This window comes from Streptomyces sp. NPDC005803 (assembly GCF_040630435.1).
Lineage (GTDB): Bacteria > Actinomycetota > Actinomycetes > Streptomycetales > Streptomycetaceae > Streptomyces.
Genome location: NZ_JBEXXO010000021.1, coordinates 102,237 through 116,770, shown reverse-complemented (window position 1 = coordinate 116,770; position 14,534 = coordinate 102,237). Strand labels below are relative to the sequence as shown.

The 14,534-nt window shown below is 71.7% G+C and carries 13 protein-coding genes; 9 read left to right on the top strand and 4 right to left on the bottom strand.

All coding sequences use genetic code 11. The annotated features are described in order from the left end of the window. The first annotated feature begins 18 nt into the window (after nucleotides 1-18). Entirely contained in the window at nucleotides 19-1,464 is a 1,446-nt protein-coding gene (locus ABZ454_RS27490) for a glyceraldehyde-3-phosphate dehydrogenase (RefSeq protein ID WP_356324631.1), read from the top strand. 118 nt (nucleotides 1,465-1,582) lie between these two features. Here ABZ454_RS27490 and fusA read toward each other — a convergent pair whose 3' ends face one another. From fusA to ABZ454_RS27475, 3 genes are all read right to left on the bottom strand, one after another. Further along, complete coding sequence (gene fusA, locus ABZ454_RS27485; RefSeq protein ID WP_359541807.1) at nucleotides 1,583-3,685, bottom strand: elongation factor G; 2,103 nt, start codon at nucleotides 3,683-3,685, stop codon at nucleotides 1,583-1,585. 544 nt (nucleotides 3,686-4,229) lie between these two features. Beyond that, the gene (locus ABZ454_RS27480) at nucleotides 4,230-4,535 is read right to left on the bottom strand and encodes a hypothetical protein (RefSeq protein ID WP_356324635.1); all 306 of its coding nucleotides are present in this window, start codon (nucleotides 4,533-4,535) and stop codon (nucleotides 4,230-4,232) included. Between the two features lie 103 nt (nucleotides 4,536-4,638). Then, nucleotides 4,639-5,523 carry a DUF2510 domain-containing protein gene (locus ABZ454_RS27475; RefSeq protein WP_359541804.1) on the bottom strand — a complete coding sequence of 295 codons (885 nt, stop codon included), beginning with the start codon at nucleotides 5,521-5,523 and terminating at the stop codon, nucleotides 4,639-4,641. 326 nt (nucleotides 5,524-5,849) lie between these two features. Between ABZ454_RS27475 and ABZ454_RS27470 the strand changes: the two genes are divergently transcribed. From ABZ454_RS27470 to ABZ454_RS27455, 4 genes are all read left to right on the top strand, one after another. Continuing rightward, nucleotides 5,850-6,629, top strand: a complete 780-nt coding sequence (locus ABZ454_RS27470) for a crotonase/enoyl-CoA hydratase family protein (RefSeq protein WP_359541802.1) — start codon at nucleotides 5,850-5,852, stop codon at nucleotides 6,627-6,629. 145 nt (nucleotides 6,630-6,774) lie between these two features. Next, on the top strand, nucleotides 6,775-7,515 hold the full coding sequence (locus ABZ454_RS27465) for a class I SAM-dependent methyltransferase (RefSeq protein WP_359541800.1): 741 nt from the start codon (nucleotides 6,775-6,777) through the stop codon (nucleotides 7,513-7,515). A gap of 50 nt (nucleotides 7,516-7,565) precedes the next feature. Next, the gene (locus tag ABZ454_RS27460; protein WP_359541797.1) at nucleotides 7,566-7,943 is read left to right on the top strand and encodes a DUF4440 domain-containing protein; all 378 of its coding nucleotides are present in this window, start codon (nucleotides 7,566-7,568) and stop codon (nucleotides 7,941-7,943) included. 53 nt (nucleotides 7,944-7,996) lie between these two features. Then, a complete protein-coding gene (locus tag ABZ454_RS27455; RefSeq protein WP_359541795.1) occupies nucleotides 7,997-9,040 on the top strand; it encodes a S66 peptidase family protein in 1,044 nt (347 codons plus the stop codon). Nucleotides 9,041-9,191: 151 nt separating this feature from the next. On the opposite strand, the gene ABZ454_RS27450 is transcribed toward ABZ454_RS27455, so the two are convergent. Continuing rightward, nucleotides 9,192-10,160: a hypothetical protein gene (locus ABZ454_RS27450; protein ID WP_359541793.1), complete on the bottom strand. Its 969-nt coding sequence runs from the start codon at nucleotides 10,158-10,160 to the stop codon at nucleotides 9,192-9,194. Nucleotides 10,161-10,425: 265 nt separating this feature from the next. Here ABZ454_RS27450 and ABZ454_RS27445 point away from each other — a divergent pair, with 265 nt between their 5' ends. From ABZ454_RS27445 to ABZ454_RS27430, 4 genes are all read left to right on the top strand, one after another. Further along, on the top strand, nucleotides 10,426-11,157 hold the full coding sequence (locus ABZ454_RS27445) for an FCD domain-containing protein (protein WP_356322088.1): 732 nt from the start codon (nucleotides 10,426-10,428) through the stop codon (nucleotides 11,155-11,157). Between the two features lie 382 nt (nucleotides 11,158-11,539). Continuing rightward, on the top strand, nucleotides 11,540-12,307 hold the full coding sequence (locus ABZ454_RS27440) for a (Fe-S)-binding protein (RefSeq protein WP_356322087.1): 768 nt from the start codon (nucleotides 11,540-11,542) through the stop codon (nucleotides 12,305-12,307). Further along, nucleotides 12,304-13,845, top strand: coding sequence for a LutB/LldF family L-lactate oxidation iron-sulfur protein (locus ABZ454_RS27435; RefSeq protein WP_359541791.1), 1,542 nt, complete (start codon nucleotides 12,304-12,306; stop codon nucleotides 13,843-13,845). The genes ABZ454_RS27440 and ABZ454_RS27435 overlap by 4 nt, the downstream gene beginning before the upstream one ends. Beyond that, the gene (locus ABZ454_RS27430) at nucleotides 13,842-14,474 is read left to right on the top strand and encodes an LUD domain-containing protein (protein ID WP_356322084.1); all 633 of its coding nucleotides are present in this window, start codon (nucleotides 13,842-13,844) and stop codon (nucleotides 14,472-14,474) included. Before ABZ454_RS27435 ends, ABZ454_RS27430 begins: the two co-directional genes overlap by 4 nt. The last annotated feature ends 60 nt before the right edge of the window (nucleotides 14,475-14,534 follow it).

Sequence of the window (14,534 nt, the reverse complement as noted above, 5' to 3'; positions counted from 1 at the left end):
AGCTCGAAAGATAAACCTGTGACTGTCAATGACGACTCGTTCACCAACTGGATGCACCGCGAAGAGATCGCGGAGTCGATGATCCCGATCATCGGGAAGCTGCACCGCGAGAGGGACGTCACCGTCCTCCTGCACAGCCGCTCCCTGGTGAACAAGTCGGTGGTGAGCATCCTCAAGACCCACCGATTCGCCCGGCAGATCGACGGCGCGGAGCTCTCGGTCACCGAGACCCTGCCGTTCCTCCAGGCGCTCACCACCCTCGATCTCGGCCCCTCCCAGATCGACATCGGCATGCTCGCCGCGATGTACAAGAGCGACGACCGCGGCCTCTCCGAGGCGGAGTTCACCGCCGGCGCCGTCGCCGGCGCCACCGGGGCCAACAAGATCGAGCGCCGTGAGTCCCGCGATGTCGTGCTGTACGGCTTCGGCCGCATCGGCCGCCTTCTCGCCCGGCTGCTCATCGAGAAGGCCGGCTCCGGCAACGGTCTGCGGCTGCGCGCCATCGTCGTCCGCAAGGGCGCGGGCCAGGACATCGTGAAGCGCGCCTCGCTGCTGCGCCGCGACTCCATCCACGGACAGTTCCAGGGCACGATCACCGTCGACGAGGCGAACAACAAGATCATCGCCAACGGCAACGAGATCCAGGTGATCTACTCCGACGACCCGACGTCCGTGGACTACACGGCGTACGGCATCGACGACGCCATCCTGATCGACAACACCGGGAAGTGGCGCGATCGTGAGGGTCTGGCCAACCACCTGCGCCCGGGCATCGACAAGGTCGTCCTGACGGCGCCGGGCAAGGGTGACGTCCTCAACGTCGTGCACGGCGTCAACCACGACAAGATCAAGCCGGACGAGCAGATCATCTCCTGCGCCTCCTGCACCACCAACGCGATCGTCCCGCCGCTGAAGGCCATGGCGGACGAGTACGGGGTCCTGCGCGGGCACGTGGAGACCATCCACTCGTTCACCAACGACCAGAACCTGCTGGACAATTACCACAGCTCCGACCGTCGCGGCCGCTCCGCGCCCCTCAACATGGTCATCACCGAGACCGGGGCCGCCTCCGCCGTCGCGAAGGCGCTCCCCGAGCTCGAGGCCACGATCACGGGCAGCTCCATCCGCGTGCCGGTGCCGGACGTCTCGATCGCGATCCTCAGCCTGAAGCTCGGCCGCGAGACCACGCGCGACGAGGTCCTGGACTACCTGCGCGACGTGTCGCTCACCTCGCCGCTCAAGCGCCAGATCGACTTCACGACCGCACCTGACGCGGTGTCGAGCGACTTCATCGGCTCACGCCACGCCTCCATCGTCGACGCGGGCCCCACCCAGGTCGACGGCGACAACGCGATCCTCTACCTCTGGTACGACAACGAGTTCGGCTACTCGTGCCAGGTCATCCGGGTCGTGCAGCACGTCTCCGGCGTGGAGTACCCGACCTACCCCGCACCGGTGGCCTGATCCCCGGTCCTTCGAACCCCGGTGGCCCGCTCGCACGAACGGGCGGGCCACCGGCCTTCTCCGCGGTCCCGGACGGGGGCCGGTCCCTCCCTCTCGGGCGGTCCCGGCCCCCGTCGGCTCACCGGCCGGGCTGGGCGCCGGACACCGAGGCCGGCGCCGGGGCGTAGCCGGTGGCCCGGGTGGTGAACGTGCCCCGGCCCTGCGTCCGGCTCCGCAGCCGGGTCGCGTAGCCGAACAGCTCGGCCAGCGGCACGGTCGCGGTGATCACCGCGGCACCCGCCCGCGCGGTGGACCCGGACACCCGGCCGCGCCGGGCGGCCAGATCGCCGAGCACCCCGCCCACGGCATCGTCGGGCACGGTCGCCGTGACCTCGACGACGGGTTCCAGCAGCACCATCGCGCACGAGCGCAGCGCCTCGCGCAGTGCGAACCGTCCGGCCGTACGGAACGCCATCTCCGAGGAGTCCTTCGGGTGCGTGGCACCGTCGGTCAGCGTCACCCGCACGCCGGTCACCGGGTGCCCGCCGAGGGGGCCCTCCACCAGGGCGTCCCGGCAGCCGGCCTCGACCGCCCGGACGTACTCCTGCGGAACCCGGCCGCCGACGACGGCCGAACGGAACACGAACTCCACCGCGCCCGCACCGTCGTTGCCGCCGGCGTCGTCCTCCCACGGCTCGACGTCGATGACGACATGGGCGAACTGCCCCGCCCCTCCGTCCTGTTTGACGTGCCGGTAGACCAGACCGGACACACCGCGGGCGACCGTCTCCCGGTAGGCGACCTGCGGCCGGCCGACCCGGACGTCCAGCCCGTGAGCGCGCCGGACCTTCTCGACGGCCACCTCCAGATGCAGTTCGCCCATGCCCGAGAGCACGATCTGACCCGTCTCGGAGTCCGTCCGCACCGCGAGCGACGGATCCTCCTCGACCAGCCGGACGAGCGCAGCCGTCAAGCGCTCCGCATCGGTGCTCCGCCGGGCCTCGACCGCCACCGACACGACCGGATCGGCCACCGCCGGCGGTTCGAGGACCAGCGGGGCGTCCGCCGCGCACAGGGTGGCACCGGCCCGGGCGGCCTTGGGGCCGATGACGGCGACGATGTCCCCGGCCACCGCCGTGTCGACGTCGACGTGCCGGTCCGCCTGGACCCGCAGGATGCGGCCGATGCGTTCGCTGCGCCGGGCGCCGGCGTCCAGCACCGTTTCCCCCTTCCTCACGGTTCCCGAGTACACGCGCAGATAGGTCAGCCGGCCCGTCGCCGTCGCGCTGACCTTGAACGCCAGCGCGGCGAACGGCGCCGCGGGATCGGCGGCCCGCTCCTGCACCGCGTCGCCGAGCGCGCCCCGCACGGGCGGCACGTCCAGCGGGGAGGGCAGGTAGGCCACGACGGCCTCCAGCAGGGGCTCGACACCCCGGTTGCGGTAGGCCGAGCCGCACAGCACCACGACACCCTCACCGGTACGGGTCAGGTCGCGCAGCGCTCCGGCGAGGGTCCGCTCGGAGAGCGCCGACCGCGCGCAGAACTCCTCCAGCGCGGCCGGGTGGAGCTCGGCCACCGTTTCCTCCAGCAGCCGACGGCGCCGCCGCGCTTCGTCCCGCAGCTCATCGGGTACGTCCCCTTCCTCGTACGTGTCGCGGCCGTCCGCCCAGACGAGTGCCCGCATGCGGATCAGGTCCACCATTCCGCAGAACCGCTCCTCGCGGCCGATCGGCAGCTGGACCACCAGCGGGACCGTGTGGAGCCGTTCCCGGATCGACGCCACGGCCGTGTCGAGGTCGGCGCCGGTCCGGTCGAGCTTGTTGACGAACGCGATGCGCGGCACGGCGTGCCGGTCGGCCTGGCGCCACACCGACTCACTCTGCGGTTCCACACCGGCCACCGCGTCGAACACGGCGATCGCGCCGTCCAGTACGCGCAGCGAGCGCTCGACCTCGTCGGCGAAGTCGACGTGCCCCGGGGTGTCGATCAGATTGATCCGGTGACCCGCCCAGGCGCAGCTCACGGCGGCGGCGAAGATGGTGATGCCACGGTCGCGTTCCTGGGAGTCGAAGTCGGTGATGGTCGTCCCGTCGTGAACCTCGCCGCGCTTGTGGGTGGTGCCGGTGGCGTAGAGGATCCGCTCGGTGACCGTGGTCTTGCCGGCGTCGACGTGGGCCAGGATGCCCAGGTTGCGAACGGCGTTGAGGGTGCTGGTGAGTTGACGGGGCAGTTCGGTACGCACGGTCCGTGCCTTTCGGGGTGATCCGGAAGAAGACGGCGCGATGCCCGGACGAAGCGGCGGCTGTTCATGGAGCCGCGGGGACCCCGTCGCCCACAGCGCGGCGCACGGGCGCGCCGTCGTGTGGACGGTCCGTCAGTCGGCGGACAGGGCTCAGGTGTTCGTCTCGGGGGTCCGGGGCCGGCCGCGCAGCCGGCGCCGGGCGGAGGTAGACACCAGGATCACCTCGTACCGCGACAGGGGAACGACGACAGCGGTGCGGTAGCGCACGGCAGGTCTCCCCTCGATGGTCACGGTGCGCGCGCAGCGATGGAATGCCGGCGCGCGATGTCCTGGCGAGTGTAGGGAACGGCGCACGCGCGGGGGAAGCGGTTTTCCCGCCTGTGGCGACGCTGTGGCCGGCCGGGGACGGAAGGGGTGCGGTAGCGCACGCACGTCCCGCACCGCACACACCTCCCGCACCGCACTCGCCCCTCGTCCCGCAGAATCCCCGGGCCGGGTGCGGGAGTTGGGGGAGTGAGCTGGTCGCGCGGCCGCGCCCCTCGGCCTACCGGCCGGGCCGGACGCGACCGCGGACCGCGCGCGCGGCGCGGTGCGCACCGCGCCGGGTCCGGGGCGTCCACGTCCTGCACCGGCGCAGCGCGCTCCGGCCGCAGCCGCGCCACTCGGAAGGAGTGACGCCCGGGCCGTGACCGGTGCGGGTGATCAGCGCGTTCACCTGCGTCGACGGGTCCACGGCCATGGTGGTGCGGGCCAGCAGGACGCCGATCACCAGGGGTGCCAGGGTGACGGCCAGCGCGGTGCCGGTACGGGTCACCTGCCGCATGCGGGGGCGGGGTGCGTCGGGAGCCATGACCCCATTCCAGCAACGGCGGACCGGCAGGGGATCGGGCGACGTACTCATTCCGCACGGCCCGGGTACTCACCCGGGCCGTGCGGCGCCCCACGGCCGACGGTCAGGCGTTGGTGCCCGGGCCGGTGCCCAAGCCCGTGGCGGCCTTGATGCCCTTGGTGATGTCGTCCAGCACGGACAGGGCCGGTGCCTTGGAGTTGATGTCGAAGCCGGAGCGGACGACGATCAGCATGTCCTCGGCCTGCGGCGAGGGGAACGCGAGGGACTCGACGTACCCGTCGTCACCGTTCTTCGTGACCACCTTCCAGCGCACCCGGTAGCCCTGCCGGCCGGCGACCGTGACCGCCTCGGACTTCAGCTGCTCGTGCGAGGTGATGCCGCCGTAGATCTTCTCGCCGTAGGACTCCTCGGCGTTGGCCGCGATGTCCTTCTCGGCCGTCGCCTTCGCCGTCTTGGTGGTCAGCTTCAGTGCCGCGGCCGGCGCGGAGAACACCCCGCCGCGCACGCACTTCTCCCCGCTGTCCCCGGGGCAGGCGTACGTGCCCGTGGTCACGCCGGCACCCATGCCCGACTCGCCCGTCCAGCCGTCGGGGACCGGGATGCTGATGCCGCTGGCCATGTCCGTCGCGTAGCCGTCCTCGCCCTGCGGCTGCCGCTGCTCCGGGCTCTCGCCGCCGCCCCCGCTGCCGCCCGGGGCGCCGGGCTGACGGCTGGGGGCCGGGGAGGGCGAGGTGGACGGGGCCGTCGCGGTGCTCCTGTCCGTGCCGGAATCGTCCGTCAGCAGGTACACGCCGCCGCCGATGGCGGCGAGGACCACCACGGCCGCGGTGATGCCGGCGCCGATGCGTATCCGTCGGCTGCGGAGCGCGGCCGGCGGGACCCGGAGCTGATCGGTCCACTGAGTGCCGTCCCACCAGCGTTCCTGGATGGGACCAAATCCTGTGTACCCGGGGTCTGGATGCCAGCCGGGCGGGCTCGTCTGCGTCACGCCCGACACCGTAGCCGGGCTGCGTGAGAATTCTGTGAACCGGGTGCCCCGACCGACCGGACCAGCAGCACGGCGACCGTCCGGAAGACGAGCCTGGACCCTCTCCCCGGCAAGGCGCTCGCCGTCGGGGCCGCGCGTCACCCAAACGGCGCCCGGGCCCCGACGGCTACCAGCAGCGGCCGGTGATCCTGCGGCCGGCCGAAGTCGCGGTGGCTGTCGGAGGCCTGTCCGGAGGCCGTGCCTCCTCCCGTACCGTGCAGGGGAGCGAGGTGCGGCCCGCGTACGGTCCACCGCAGGGCCCGGCCGGCACCGTGGGAAGGCGAACGATGAGCGAGAGCCCCGCCGTACGGATCGAACGCGACGGCCCGGTGTTCACGGTGATCCTGTCCCGGCCCGAGACCCGCAACGCGGTCGACGGCCCGACCGCGCGCCGGCTCGCCGACGCCTTCCGTACCTTCGAAGCCGATCCGGATGCGGCGGTCGCCGTGCTGTGGGGCGAGGGCGGCACGTTCTGCTCGGGGGCCGACCTCAAGTCGGTCGGCACCGAACGCGGCAACAGCGTCACCGCCGAGGGGGACGGGCCGATGGGACCCACCCGGATGCGGCTCGGTAAACCGGTCATCGCCGCGGTCGCCGGGCACGCGGTGGCCGGAGGCCTGGAGCTGGCCGCCTGGTGCGACCTGCGGGTCGCCGAACAGGACGCGGTGTTCGGGGTGTTCTGCCGCCGGTGGGGCGTGCCGCTGGTGGACGGCGGAACGGTACGGCTGCCGCGCCTCATCGGTGAGAGCCGGGCCATGGACATGATCCTCACCGGCCGGCCCGTACCGGCCGAGGAGGCGTACGGCATGGGTTTGGTCAACCGGCTCGTCCCTCCGGGCGAATCCCGGCGCGCCGCGGAGGGCCTGGCCCGGGAGATCTCCGGATTCCCGCAGCTGTGTCTGCGTCACGACCGGCTCTCCGTGCGCGGACAGCACGGTCTGGGCGAGCAGGAGGCGCTGGCCGCGGAGTACCGCCACGGGCTGGTGCCGCTGACGGCGGGGGAGACGCAGGCGGGCGCCGCCCGGTTCGGCGGCGGCGCGGGCCGTCATGGATCGTTCACCGACTGAGCCGTGAGGGGCGCGGGTGCGGAACGGCGATCCGGCCGCTTGGTCTAGACAAGTGGTGGGCGGCTCGCTAGCATCCGCCGCGAGGCGGGCCGCGCGACCGTAGTCCGTCCGTCCGGCCGGCCGGCCACGGCAGGAACGAGGGCTCATGGAAGCGACCGCCGCCGACCACCGGTTCGCCGAGGAGTACCGACTCGCCCGGGAGATACCACGCGACGGACTGACAGCGTGGCGCGCCGCGGTGGCGGCCGAGGTCGCCCTGTCACCGGGTGCCCTCGTCGTCGACGTCGGGGCGGGCACGGGGGCCTTCGCCTCCGCGTTCGCCGACTGGTTCGGCGTGCGGGTGCTGGCGGTGGAGCCGGCCGCGGCCATGCGCGCGCTGATCCCGCGGACCGCGGACATCGAGGCGCTCGACGGTCGTGCCGAGGCGCTGCCGGTGCCGGACCACTGTGCGGACGCGGCGTGGCTCGGCTCCGTCGTCCATCACATCGATGATCTGCGGGCCGCGGCCCGGGAGTTGCGCAGGGTGCTGAAGCCCGGCGCCCCGGTGCTCATCCGCAACTCCTTCCCCGGCCGGTGCGCGCGGGACCTGCGCGTGCGGTTCTTCCCCGGTGCGGAGCGGATCGTCGACGGTTACCCGAGCGTGGAGGAGACCTGCGCCGCGTTCGCCTCCGCGGGCTTCTCCCGGGTCGCGCTGCACGCGGTGCCGCAGGAGAGCGCTCCGGATCTGGCCACCTTCGCCGACCGGGTCCGCCGGGACACCGACGCGAAACTCCGCGCTCTCGACGACGAGGAGTTCGAGCACGGGATGCGGCGGCTCCGACGGGCCGCGGCCCAGGAGCCGGACCGGCCGGCCGTCAGCTGGATGGACCTGCTGGTTCTGTCCTGACGCACCGAAATGGCCGTGCGCACGAGGCCGCCGCGTCCTAGGGTCTCCGCATGACGGGAAGCGACGAGGAGGAACGGGCCGTACAGGCCGCCATCGAGGGGGAGCTGCGGCTGCTCGATCCGGCCGTGCGCGCGTCGCCCGAGGCGGTGACCCGACTCCTCGACCCGGAATTCACCGAGTTCGGCGCGTCCGGACGGCGCTACGACAGGGCATCGATCCTGGCCGTCACCTCCGCGGTGGACGAGGACGCTCCCGACCCGACGGTCGCCACCGGGATGTCCGGTGTGCTGCTGGCCCCGGGCCTCGTGCACCTGACGTACACCACGCAGGCCGACGGCCGTCCTGTCAGGCGCAGTTCGCTCTGGAGGTGCTCGGACCGGGGCTGGCGGCTGTACTTCCACCAGGGGACGCCTGCCGGCACGTCGTGAGCACCGGCGGAATATCCGGCGACAGCCCCCGGCGTGCCGCATAGGGTCACCTGATGACGGCATCCCGCTCCCCTTCCAAGCCCCGGCCCGGTGACCGCGTCGCCGTGCTGTCCCCCTCGTCCGGACTTCCCGGCATCCTGCCGCTGCCGTACGAACTGGGGCTGCGCAGGCTCCGCGACGACTTCGGACTGGAGCCCGTGGAGTACCCGGCCACCCGCAGGATGGGGGCCACCGCCCGGGAGCGTGCCGCCGACATCCACGCCGCCTTCGCCGACCCGACGATCAAGGCGGTCATCTCCAGCATCGGCGGGGACGACCAGATCACCGTGCTGCCGCACCTCGACCGCGAACTGCTGCGCGCCCACCCCAAGCCGTTCTTCGGCTACAGCGACAACACCAATCTGCTGGTGTTCCTCGACAACCTGGGCATCGTCGGCTACCACGGCGGTTCGGTGATGGTCGAGTTCGGGCGGCCGGGCGCGATGCACCCCCGGACCGCCGACTCGCTGCGGGCGGCCCTGTTCACCCACGACGCGTACGAACTGGCCCCGGCGAAGGAGACCGGGAGCGTCAACAGCCCCTGGGAGGACCCGCACACCTTCGACGACGAACCCGGCATGCTGCCCGCCGACGACTGGACCTGGCACAACGCCGGCCGAGTGGTGCAGGGGGCGAGCTGGGGCGGCAACCTGGAGATCCTGTCCTGGCTGCTCATGGCCGACCGGGAGATCCGTCCGGCCGCCGCTTACGAGGGGCGGGTGCTGTTCCTCGAAACGTCCGAGGACATGCCGCGGGCCGACGAGGTGTACTGGATCCTGCGGAGCATGGGGGAGCGCGGAATGCTGCACCGCTTCCCCGCACTGCTGATGGGACGGGCCAAGAACTGGTCCTTCGACCAGCCCCTCGAAGCCGGGGAGGGAGAGCGGTACCGCGATCGGCAGCGCGAGGCCGTGCTGCGCGCCCTGCACGAGTACGCCCCCGAGACCATGGCCGTCCTCGACGTCGACCTCGGCCACACGGACCCGCAGCTGGTCATCCCGTACGGCGGGCAGGTGCGGGTGGACGGCGTGGCCCGTCGCGTCGTGGTGACCTACTAGGGCGCGTATCGAGCCCCGGGCCATCCGGGAGGTCCGACCGCGCGGTGGGGCCCACGCCGGTGGCTCTCGGCGTGGCACCCGCGCAGGGCCCGGTTCGTGCTCTCACGACGAGCGCACGAACCGGGCGTTCCGCTTGTCCTGTGATCTCGGATCAGCTGCAGCGGTACTCGGTCGGCCGCTTCGCTTCGATGCCGACCAGCGTCTTCTCGTCATTGCTGAGGCCTTGCAGGGCGAACCCGGCCGCGACGGTGGTCAGTGGGTCGCTGACCACGCCGTCCCGCCACAGGACCGCGTGCCGTTGCGAGCCCACGAACCTGTTGCCGCCGACCGTGCCGTTGCCGCCGATGGCCATGGCGCTGATGGCTCCGTCGCCTATGGTGCGGACGAGCGCGCCGCGCGCGGTCCATTCGGCCACGGTGTTGACGCTGTCCGGGCTGCCGACGACACGGCCGTCCCGGATGGCATAAGGGGCCCCGCCCGACTCGAGCTCGCGCCACTGGCCGTCGGTGTCCCAGACCACGCTGCCGACGTTGTAGGTGCCCTGGGCGATGATCCTGCCCTGGTTGTCCATGTCCTGGATGTGCATGACTCCGGGGGCGGGCAGTACGCGGTAGGTGGCCGGCGCACTCGCCGGCCACACCACGATCTGGGGCTTGAGATCGGTGCCGCCCCAGCCGACGATGTCGCCCCTGTCGTTGACGGCCCAGGCATCGTAGCCGTCCCACGCGGGGTCGCCCGGCAGGGTGTGGGTCGTGCCGTCGTGGTCGACGGTCACCGCCACGAACTCGTCGTTGACGACGGTGTCGCCGACGATCAAGCCGGACGCGTTCACATCCCTGAGGTGCGGGACGTCACCGTCGAGCCGCAGGGCGACCTTTCCGTTGTCCCACAGTGTGGCGTGCGGGTTGCTGAGGCCCCCACCGAGCCAGGGCCGGTTGCCGCTGACGCCGATGGCCCAGCGCTCGCCTGCGTAAGCGTCGATCGTCCCCTGGTCGCTGCCCGCGGGAAGGTCCCACACGGACTTCTGCCAGGTGCAGGCCGCAGCCGCAGCCCCGGCGGGGCCTGCGGGCAGCGTCACCAGTCCCAGCCCGGCTACCGTCCCCAGCACTGTCGCGAGCACGCGCTTTCTCCGTCGATCCGACAACAGATTCACCTTCCTGTCGATAAGTGGCCGACGCAGCCCACCAGCACCTCCCATAGCCGCTCTATAGGGGCTCGGCTCACGGGCAAGAGGACGCGAGCGTTCCGCGAAATGCGTGAGGGGAGGGCCTCGTTCCCCTCCGCGACGGATTTGGTCCGACCACATGCCCTGTGTGACATAGTGGGAGATTCGAGAAAGAGCGGTCCGGCCGCGGAACGGCTCCGGCCGGGGCAGGGGGTGACGGATGCCCGTCGAATGGCAGCCCGTACGGCAGTCGCGGACGCATGAACTGGTCCTCCAGAGCATCGAGCAACGGGTGTTCGCCGGTGACCTCAAGGCCGGTGACCGGCTGCCGCCCGAACGGGAGCTCGCCCCGGTCCTCGGTGTCAGCCGGTCCGCCCTGCGCGAGGCGCTGCGGGTGCTGGAGACCATCGGCGTCCTGGTGGCCCAGCCGGGCCGGGGCCCGGACGCCGGGGCCCGGATCGTCCGCAACCCCGACGACGCGCTCGGACGGCTGCTCCGGCTCCACTTCGCCCTCGGCAGCTACAGCCTGGAGGACGTCCTGGAGGCGCGCGTCGTCCTGGAGCGGTCCAGCTTCGAAGCCGCCGCGCGGCACGCGTCCGCAGCGGATCTGGACGAGGCCGAGGCGCTGCTCGTGCGGATGGGAGAGCCGGATGTCGACGTGCCCGAGTTCAACGACCTCGACACCCGCTTCCACGTCCACTTCGCCCGCAGTTCCGGAAACGAGCTGACCTCCACGCTCACCTCCGCCGTCCGCGAGTCCGTCCGGCCGCTCATCCTGCGTGCCCTGGAGGCCGCCGAGGACTGGCCGGCCACCGCCGCCGCGCTCAACGCGGACCACGCCGAACTGCTGCGCCTGGTGCGGGCGGGCGAGGGTGCGCGGGCCGCCGACGTGGTCGAGGCGCACATCCGGGGGCTGCACGGAAAGCTGGTCGACGAGAAGATCATCGTCTGAGCGGTCTGAGCGGTCTGAGCGGTCTGAGCCGATAGAGCCCTCGGAGCGGTCCGAGCCGATAGAGCCCTCGGAGCGGTCCGAGCCGTTTGAGCCCTCGGAGCGGTCCGAGCCCGCAGAGTCGTACAGGCCCTCTGGGCCCTCTGGGTTATGAACCGAGCCGTCGCGGCGCCCTGACAGGCGCGCCGCGACGGCTTTGTGCGTGCCCGCCGGTCCCGGGTGTCCCCCTCCGCCGGTCCCGGGTGCCCCCGTCCGCCGGTGACGTCTTCCTTCCCGCTGCGGCTGGAGGATAGTATGGTCGGACCATAAAGCGCCCGAACATCACCACGGAACATCCGGCACACCGAACAACATCACATTCGCAGAGAACTGATCGGGGAGACCCATGCGCATCGGACTCTTCGCCACCTGTCTGGGAGACACGCTCTTCCCCGAGGCGGTGAAATCGACCGCGGTGCTGCTGGCCCGCCTGGGCCACGAGGTGGTCTTCCCCCCGGGCCAGACCTGCTGCGGCCAGATGCACGTCAACACCGGCTACCAGCGCGAACCCGTCCCGCTGGTCCGCAACTTCGCCGAGCAGTTCGGTGACGCCTCCATCGACGCCGTCGTCATGCCCTCGGGCTCCTGTGCGGGCTCGGTCCGCCACCAGCACGCACTCGTCGCCGAGCGCTACGGGGACGCGGCGCTGCGCGCGGGCGTCGCCACGGTGAAGGCCAAGACGTACGAGCTGTCGGAGTTCCTCGTCGACGTGCTGGACGCCACCGACGTCGGCGCCTACTTCCCGCACCGGGTCACCTACCACCCCACCTGCCACTCCCTGCGCATGCTCCGGGTCGGCGACAAACCCCTGCGGCTGCTGCGGGCCGTCGACTCGATCGACCTGGTCGAGCTGCCCGAGGCCGACGCCTGCTGCGGGTTCGGCGGCACCTTCGCCGTGAAGAACGCGGACACCTCGACCGCGATGCTCCAGGACAAGATGCGCAACATCACCACCACCGACGCCGCCGTGTGCACCGCCGGCGACTCGTCCTGTCTGATGCACATCGGCGGCGGGCTCTCCCGGATCAAGTCCGGCACCCGCACCCTGCACCTCGCCCAGATCCTCTCCGCCACCCGCACCTCGCCGCACGTCCTGACGGAGGCCGCCCGATGAGCAGCACCTTTCTCGGCATGCCCCCGACCCCGCCCCGCTCCCCGTACGGGACGGGCAATCTGCGCGGCGACCGGAAGTTCCCCGCGGCCGCACACGACGAACTGGGCAACGAACAACTGCGCCGCAACCTCGGCAGGGCCACGCGCACCATCCGCGCCAAACGGCTGAACGTCACCGGCGAGCTGCCCGACTGGGAGGAGCTGCGTGACGCGGGATCGGCCATCAAGACCGACACCATGAACCGCCTCCCCGAACTCCTCGAGGAGCTGGAGCGCAAGGTCACCGAACGCGGCGGAACGGTCCACTGGGCACGGGACGGCGTCGAGGCCAACGAGATCGTCGCGCGGCTGATCAAGGAGACCGGCAGCACGGAGGTCATCAAGGTCAAGTCGATGGCCACCCAGGAGATCGGCCTCAACGAGCACCTCGAATCGATCGGCATCGCCCCGTACGAGACGGACCTCGCCGAACTCATCGTGCAGCTCGCGCACGACAAGCCCTCGCACATCCTGGTGCCCGCCATCCACCGCAACCGCGACGAGATCCGGGAGATCTTCCTCAAGGAGATCCCGGGCGTGGACCCGTCCCTGGACAACGTCCCCGCCCACCTGGCCGCCGCCGCCCGCGCCTATCTGCGGGAGAAGTTCATGACGACGAAGGTCGCCGTGTCGGGAGCCAACTTCGGCATCGCCGAGACCGGCACCCTGTCCGTCGTCGAGTCGGAGGGCAACGGACGCATGTGCCTGACCCTGCCCGACACCCTGATCACCGTCATGGGCATCGAGAAGGTGCTGCCGCGCTACCAGGACCTGGAGGTCTTCCTCCAGCTCCTTCCGCGTTCCTCCACCGGTGAGCGGATGAACCCGTACACGTCGATGTGGACCGGAGTCACTCCCGGGGACGGGCCGCAGACCTTCCACCTGGTGCTGCTCGACAACGGACGCACCGCGGCCCTCGCCGACCGCATCGGGCGCGAGGCGCTGAACTGCATCCGCTGCTCGGCCTGTCTCAACGTCTGCCCGGTGTACGAACGCGCCGGCGGTCACGCCTACGGATCGACGTACCCCGGCCCGATCGGCGCCGTACTCACCCCGCAGCTCGCCGGGATGCACGCCGCCAAGGACGACCCCAACAGCTCGTTGCCGTACGCCTCCAGCCTGTGCGGGGCCTGTTTCGACGCCTGTCCGGTCAAGATCGACATTCCCTCGCTCCTGGTCGAGCTGCGCCACCAGCACACCGAGCGGTCCGGCACCACGGCCGAGAAGCTCGCCATGAAGGCGGCGGCCGGGGTGATGAATAGCCCGAAGCTGTTCACGGCCGCGCAGAAGGCGTCCGGGCTCGGGCGGGTCCTCGCCGGACGGGACGGGAAATTCTCACATCTGCCCCCGCCCCTCAACGGCTGGAGCGACAGCCGCGACACCCCGGCCCCGCCCAAGGAGACCTTCCGTGCCTGGCTGGCATCGGCCGAAGGCGCGGCGACGATGCGGGCCGCCGCCGATGAGCACGCGCAGGACCAGCAGCAGGAGGAGGAGAAGTGACGACCGCTCGCGAAACGGTGCTCGGCCGAGTCCGGGACGCCCTGGCCCTGGCGCCCGCCGCCGACACCCCCGTCCCGCGCGCCTACCGCACCGGGCGCACCCTCCCGGACGGGGAACGCCTGGCACTGTTCACCGACCGGCTCGTGGACTACAAGGCCCAGGTCCATCCGTGCACCGCCGACCGCACGGCCGAGGTCGTCGCCGAGGTGCTGCGGCAGCGCGGCGCCGGACGGATCGGCGTGCCCGCCGGCCTCGACCCGCAGTGGCTCACCGCCTACGACGGCGAGGTCCAGCACGATTCCGCCGACATCCCCGCACCCCGGCTGGACGCCCTCGACGGGGTCGTCACCGCCTCGGCCGCCGGCTGCGCCGAGACCGGCACGATCTTCCTGGACGGTTCGCCCGACCAGGGGCGGCGGGCACTGTCCCTGGTGCCCGACCTCCATGTCTGCGTCGTCGATCTGTCGGCCGTGCAGGTGGGCGTACCGGAGGCGGTGGCCCGGCTGGTGCCGGAGCGGCCCACGACGCTGATCAGCGGCCCCTCGGCCACGTCCGACATCGAACTCGAACGGGTCGAGGGTGTCCACGGGCCGCGCACCCTCGCGGTCGTGATCCGCACGGACGTCTGACCGCGCGGGGGCGTCTACGGGCCGCGCAGCCTCGCGGTCGCGATCCCGCACGGACGTGTG

What these genes read in the sequence shown, in the direction of transcription:
- ABZ454_RS27445 (WP_356322088.1), top strand. Translation starts at nt 10,426, where the DNA reads ATGCCCGTCGAATGGCAGCCCGTACGGCAGTCGCGGACGCATGAACTG.
- ABZ454_RS27460 (WP_359541797.1), top strand. Translation starts at nt 7,566, where the DNA reads ATGACGGGAAGCGACGAGGAGGAACGGGCCGTACAGGCCGCCATCGAG.
- ABZ454_RS27440 (WP_356322087.1), top strand. Translation starts at nt 11,540, where the DNA reads ATGCGCATCGGACTCTTCGCCACCTGTCTGGGAGACACGCTCTTCCCC.
- ABZ454_RS27435 (WP_359541791.1), top strand. Translation starts at nt 12,304, where the DNA reads ATGAGCAGCACCTTTCTCGGCATGCCCCCGACCCCGCCCCGCTCCCCG.
- ABZ454_RS27455 (WP_359541795.1), top strand. Translation starts at nt 7,997, where the DNA reads ATGACGGCATCCCGCTCCCCTTCCAAGCCCCGGCCCGGTGACCGCGTC.
- ABZ454_RS27465 (WP_359541800.1), top strand. Translation starts at nt 6,775, where the DNA reads ATGGAAGCGACCGCCGCCGACCACCGGTTCGCCGAGGAGTACCGACTC.
- ABZ454_RS27470 (WP_359541802.1), top strand. Translation starts at nt 5,850, where the DNA reads ATGAGCGAGAGCCCCGCCGTACGGATCGAACGCGACGGCCCGGTGTTC.
- ABZ454_RS27480 (WP_356324635.1), bottom strand. Translation starts at nt 4,535, where the DNA reads ATGGCTCCCGACGCACCCCGCCCCCGCATGCGGCAGGTGACCCGTACC.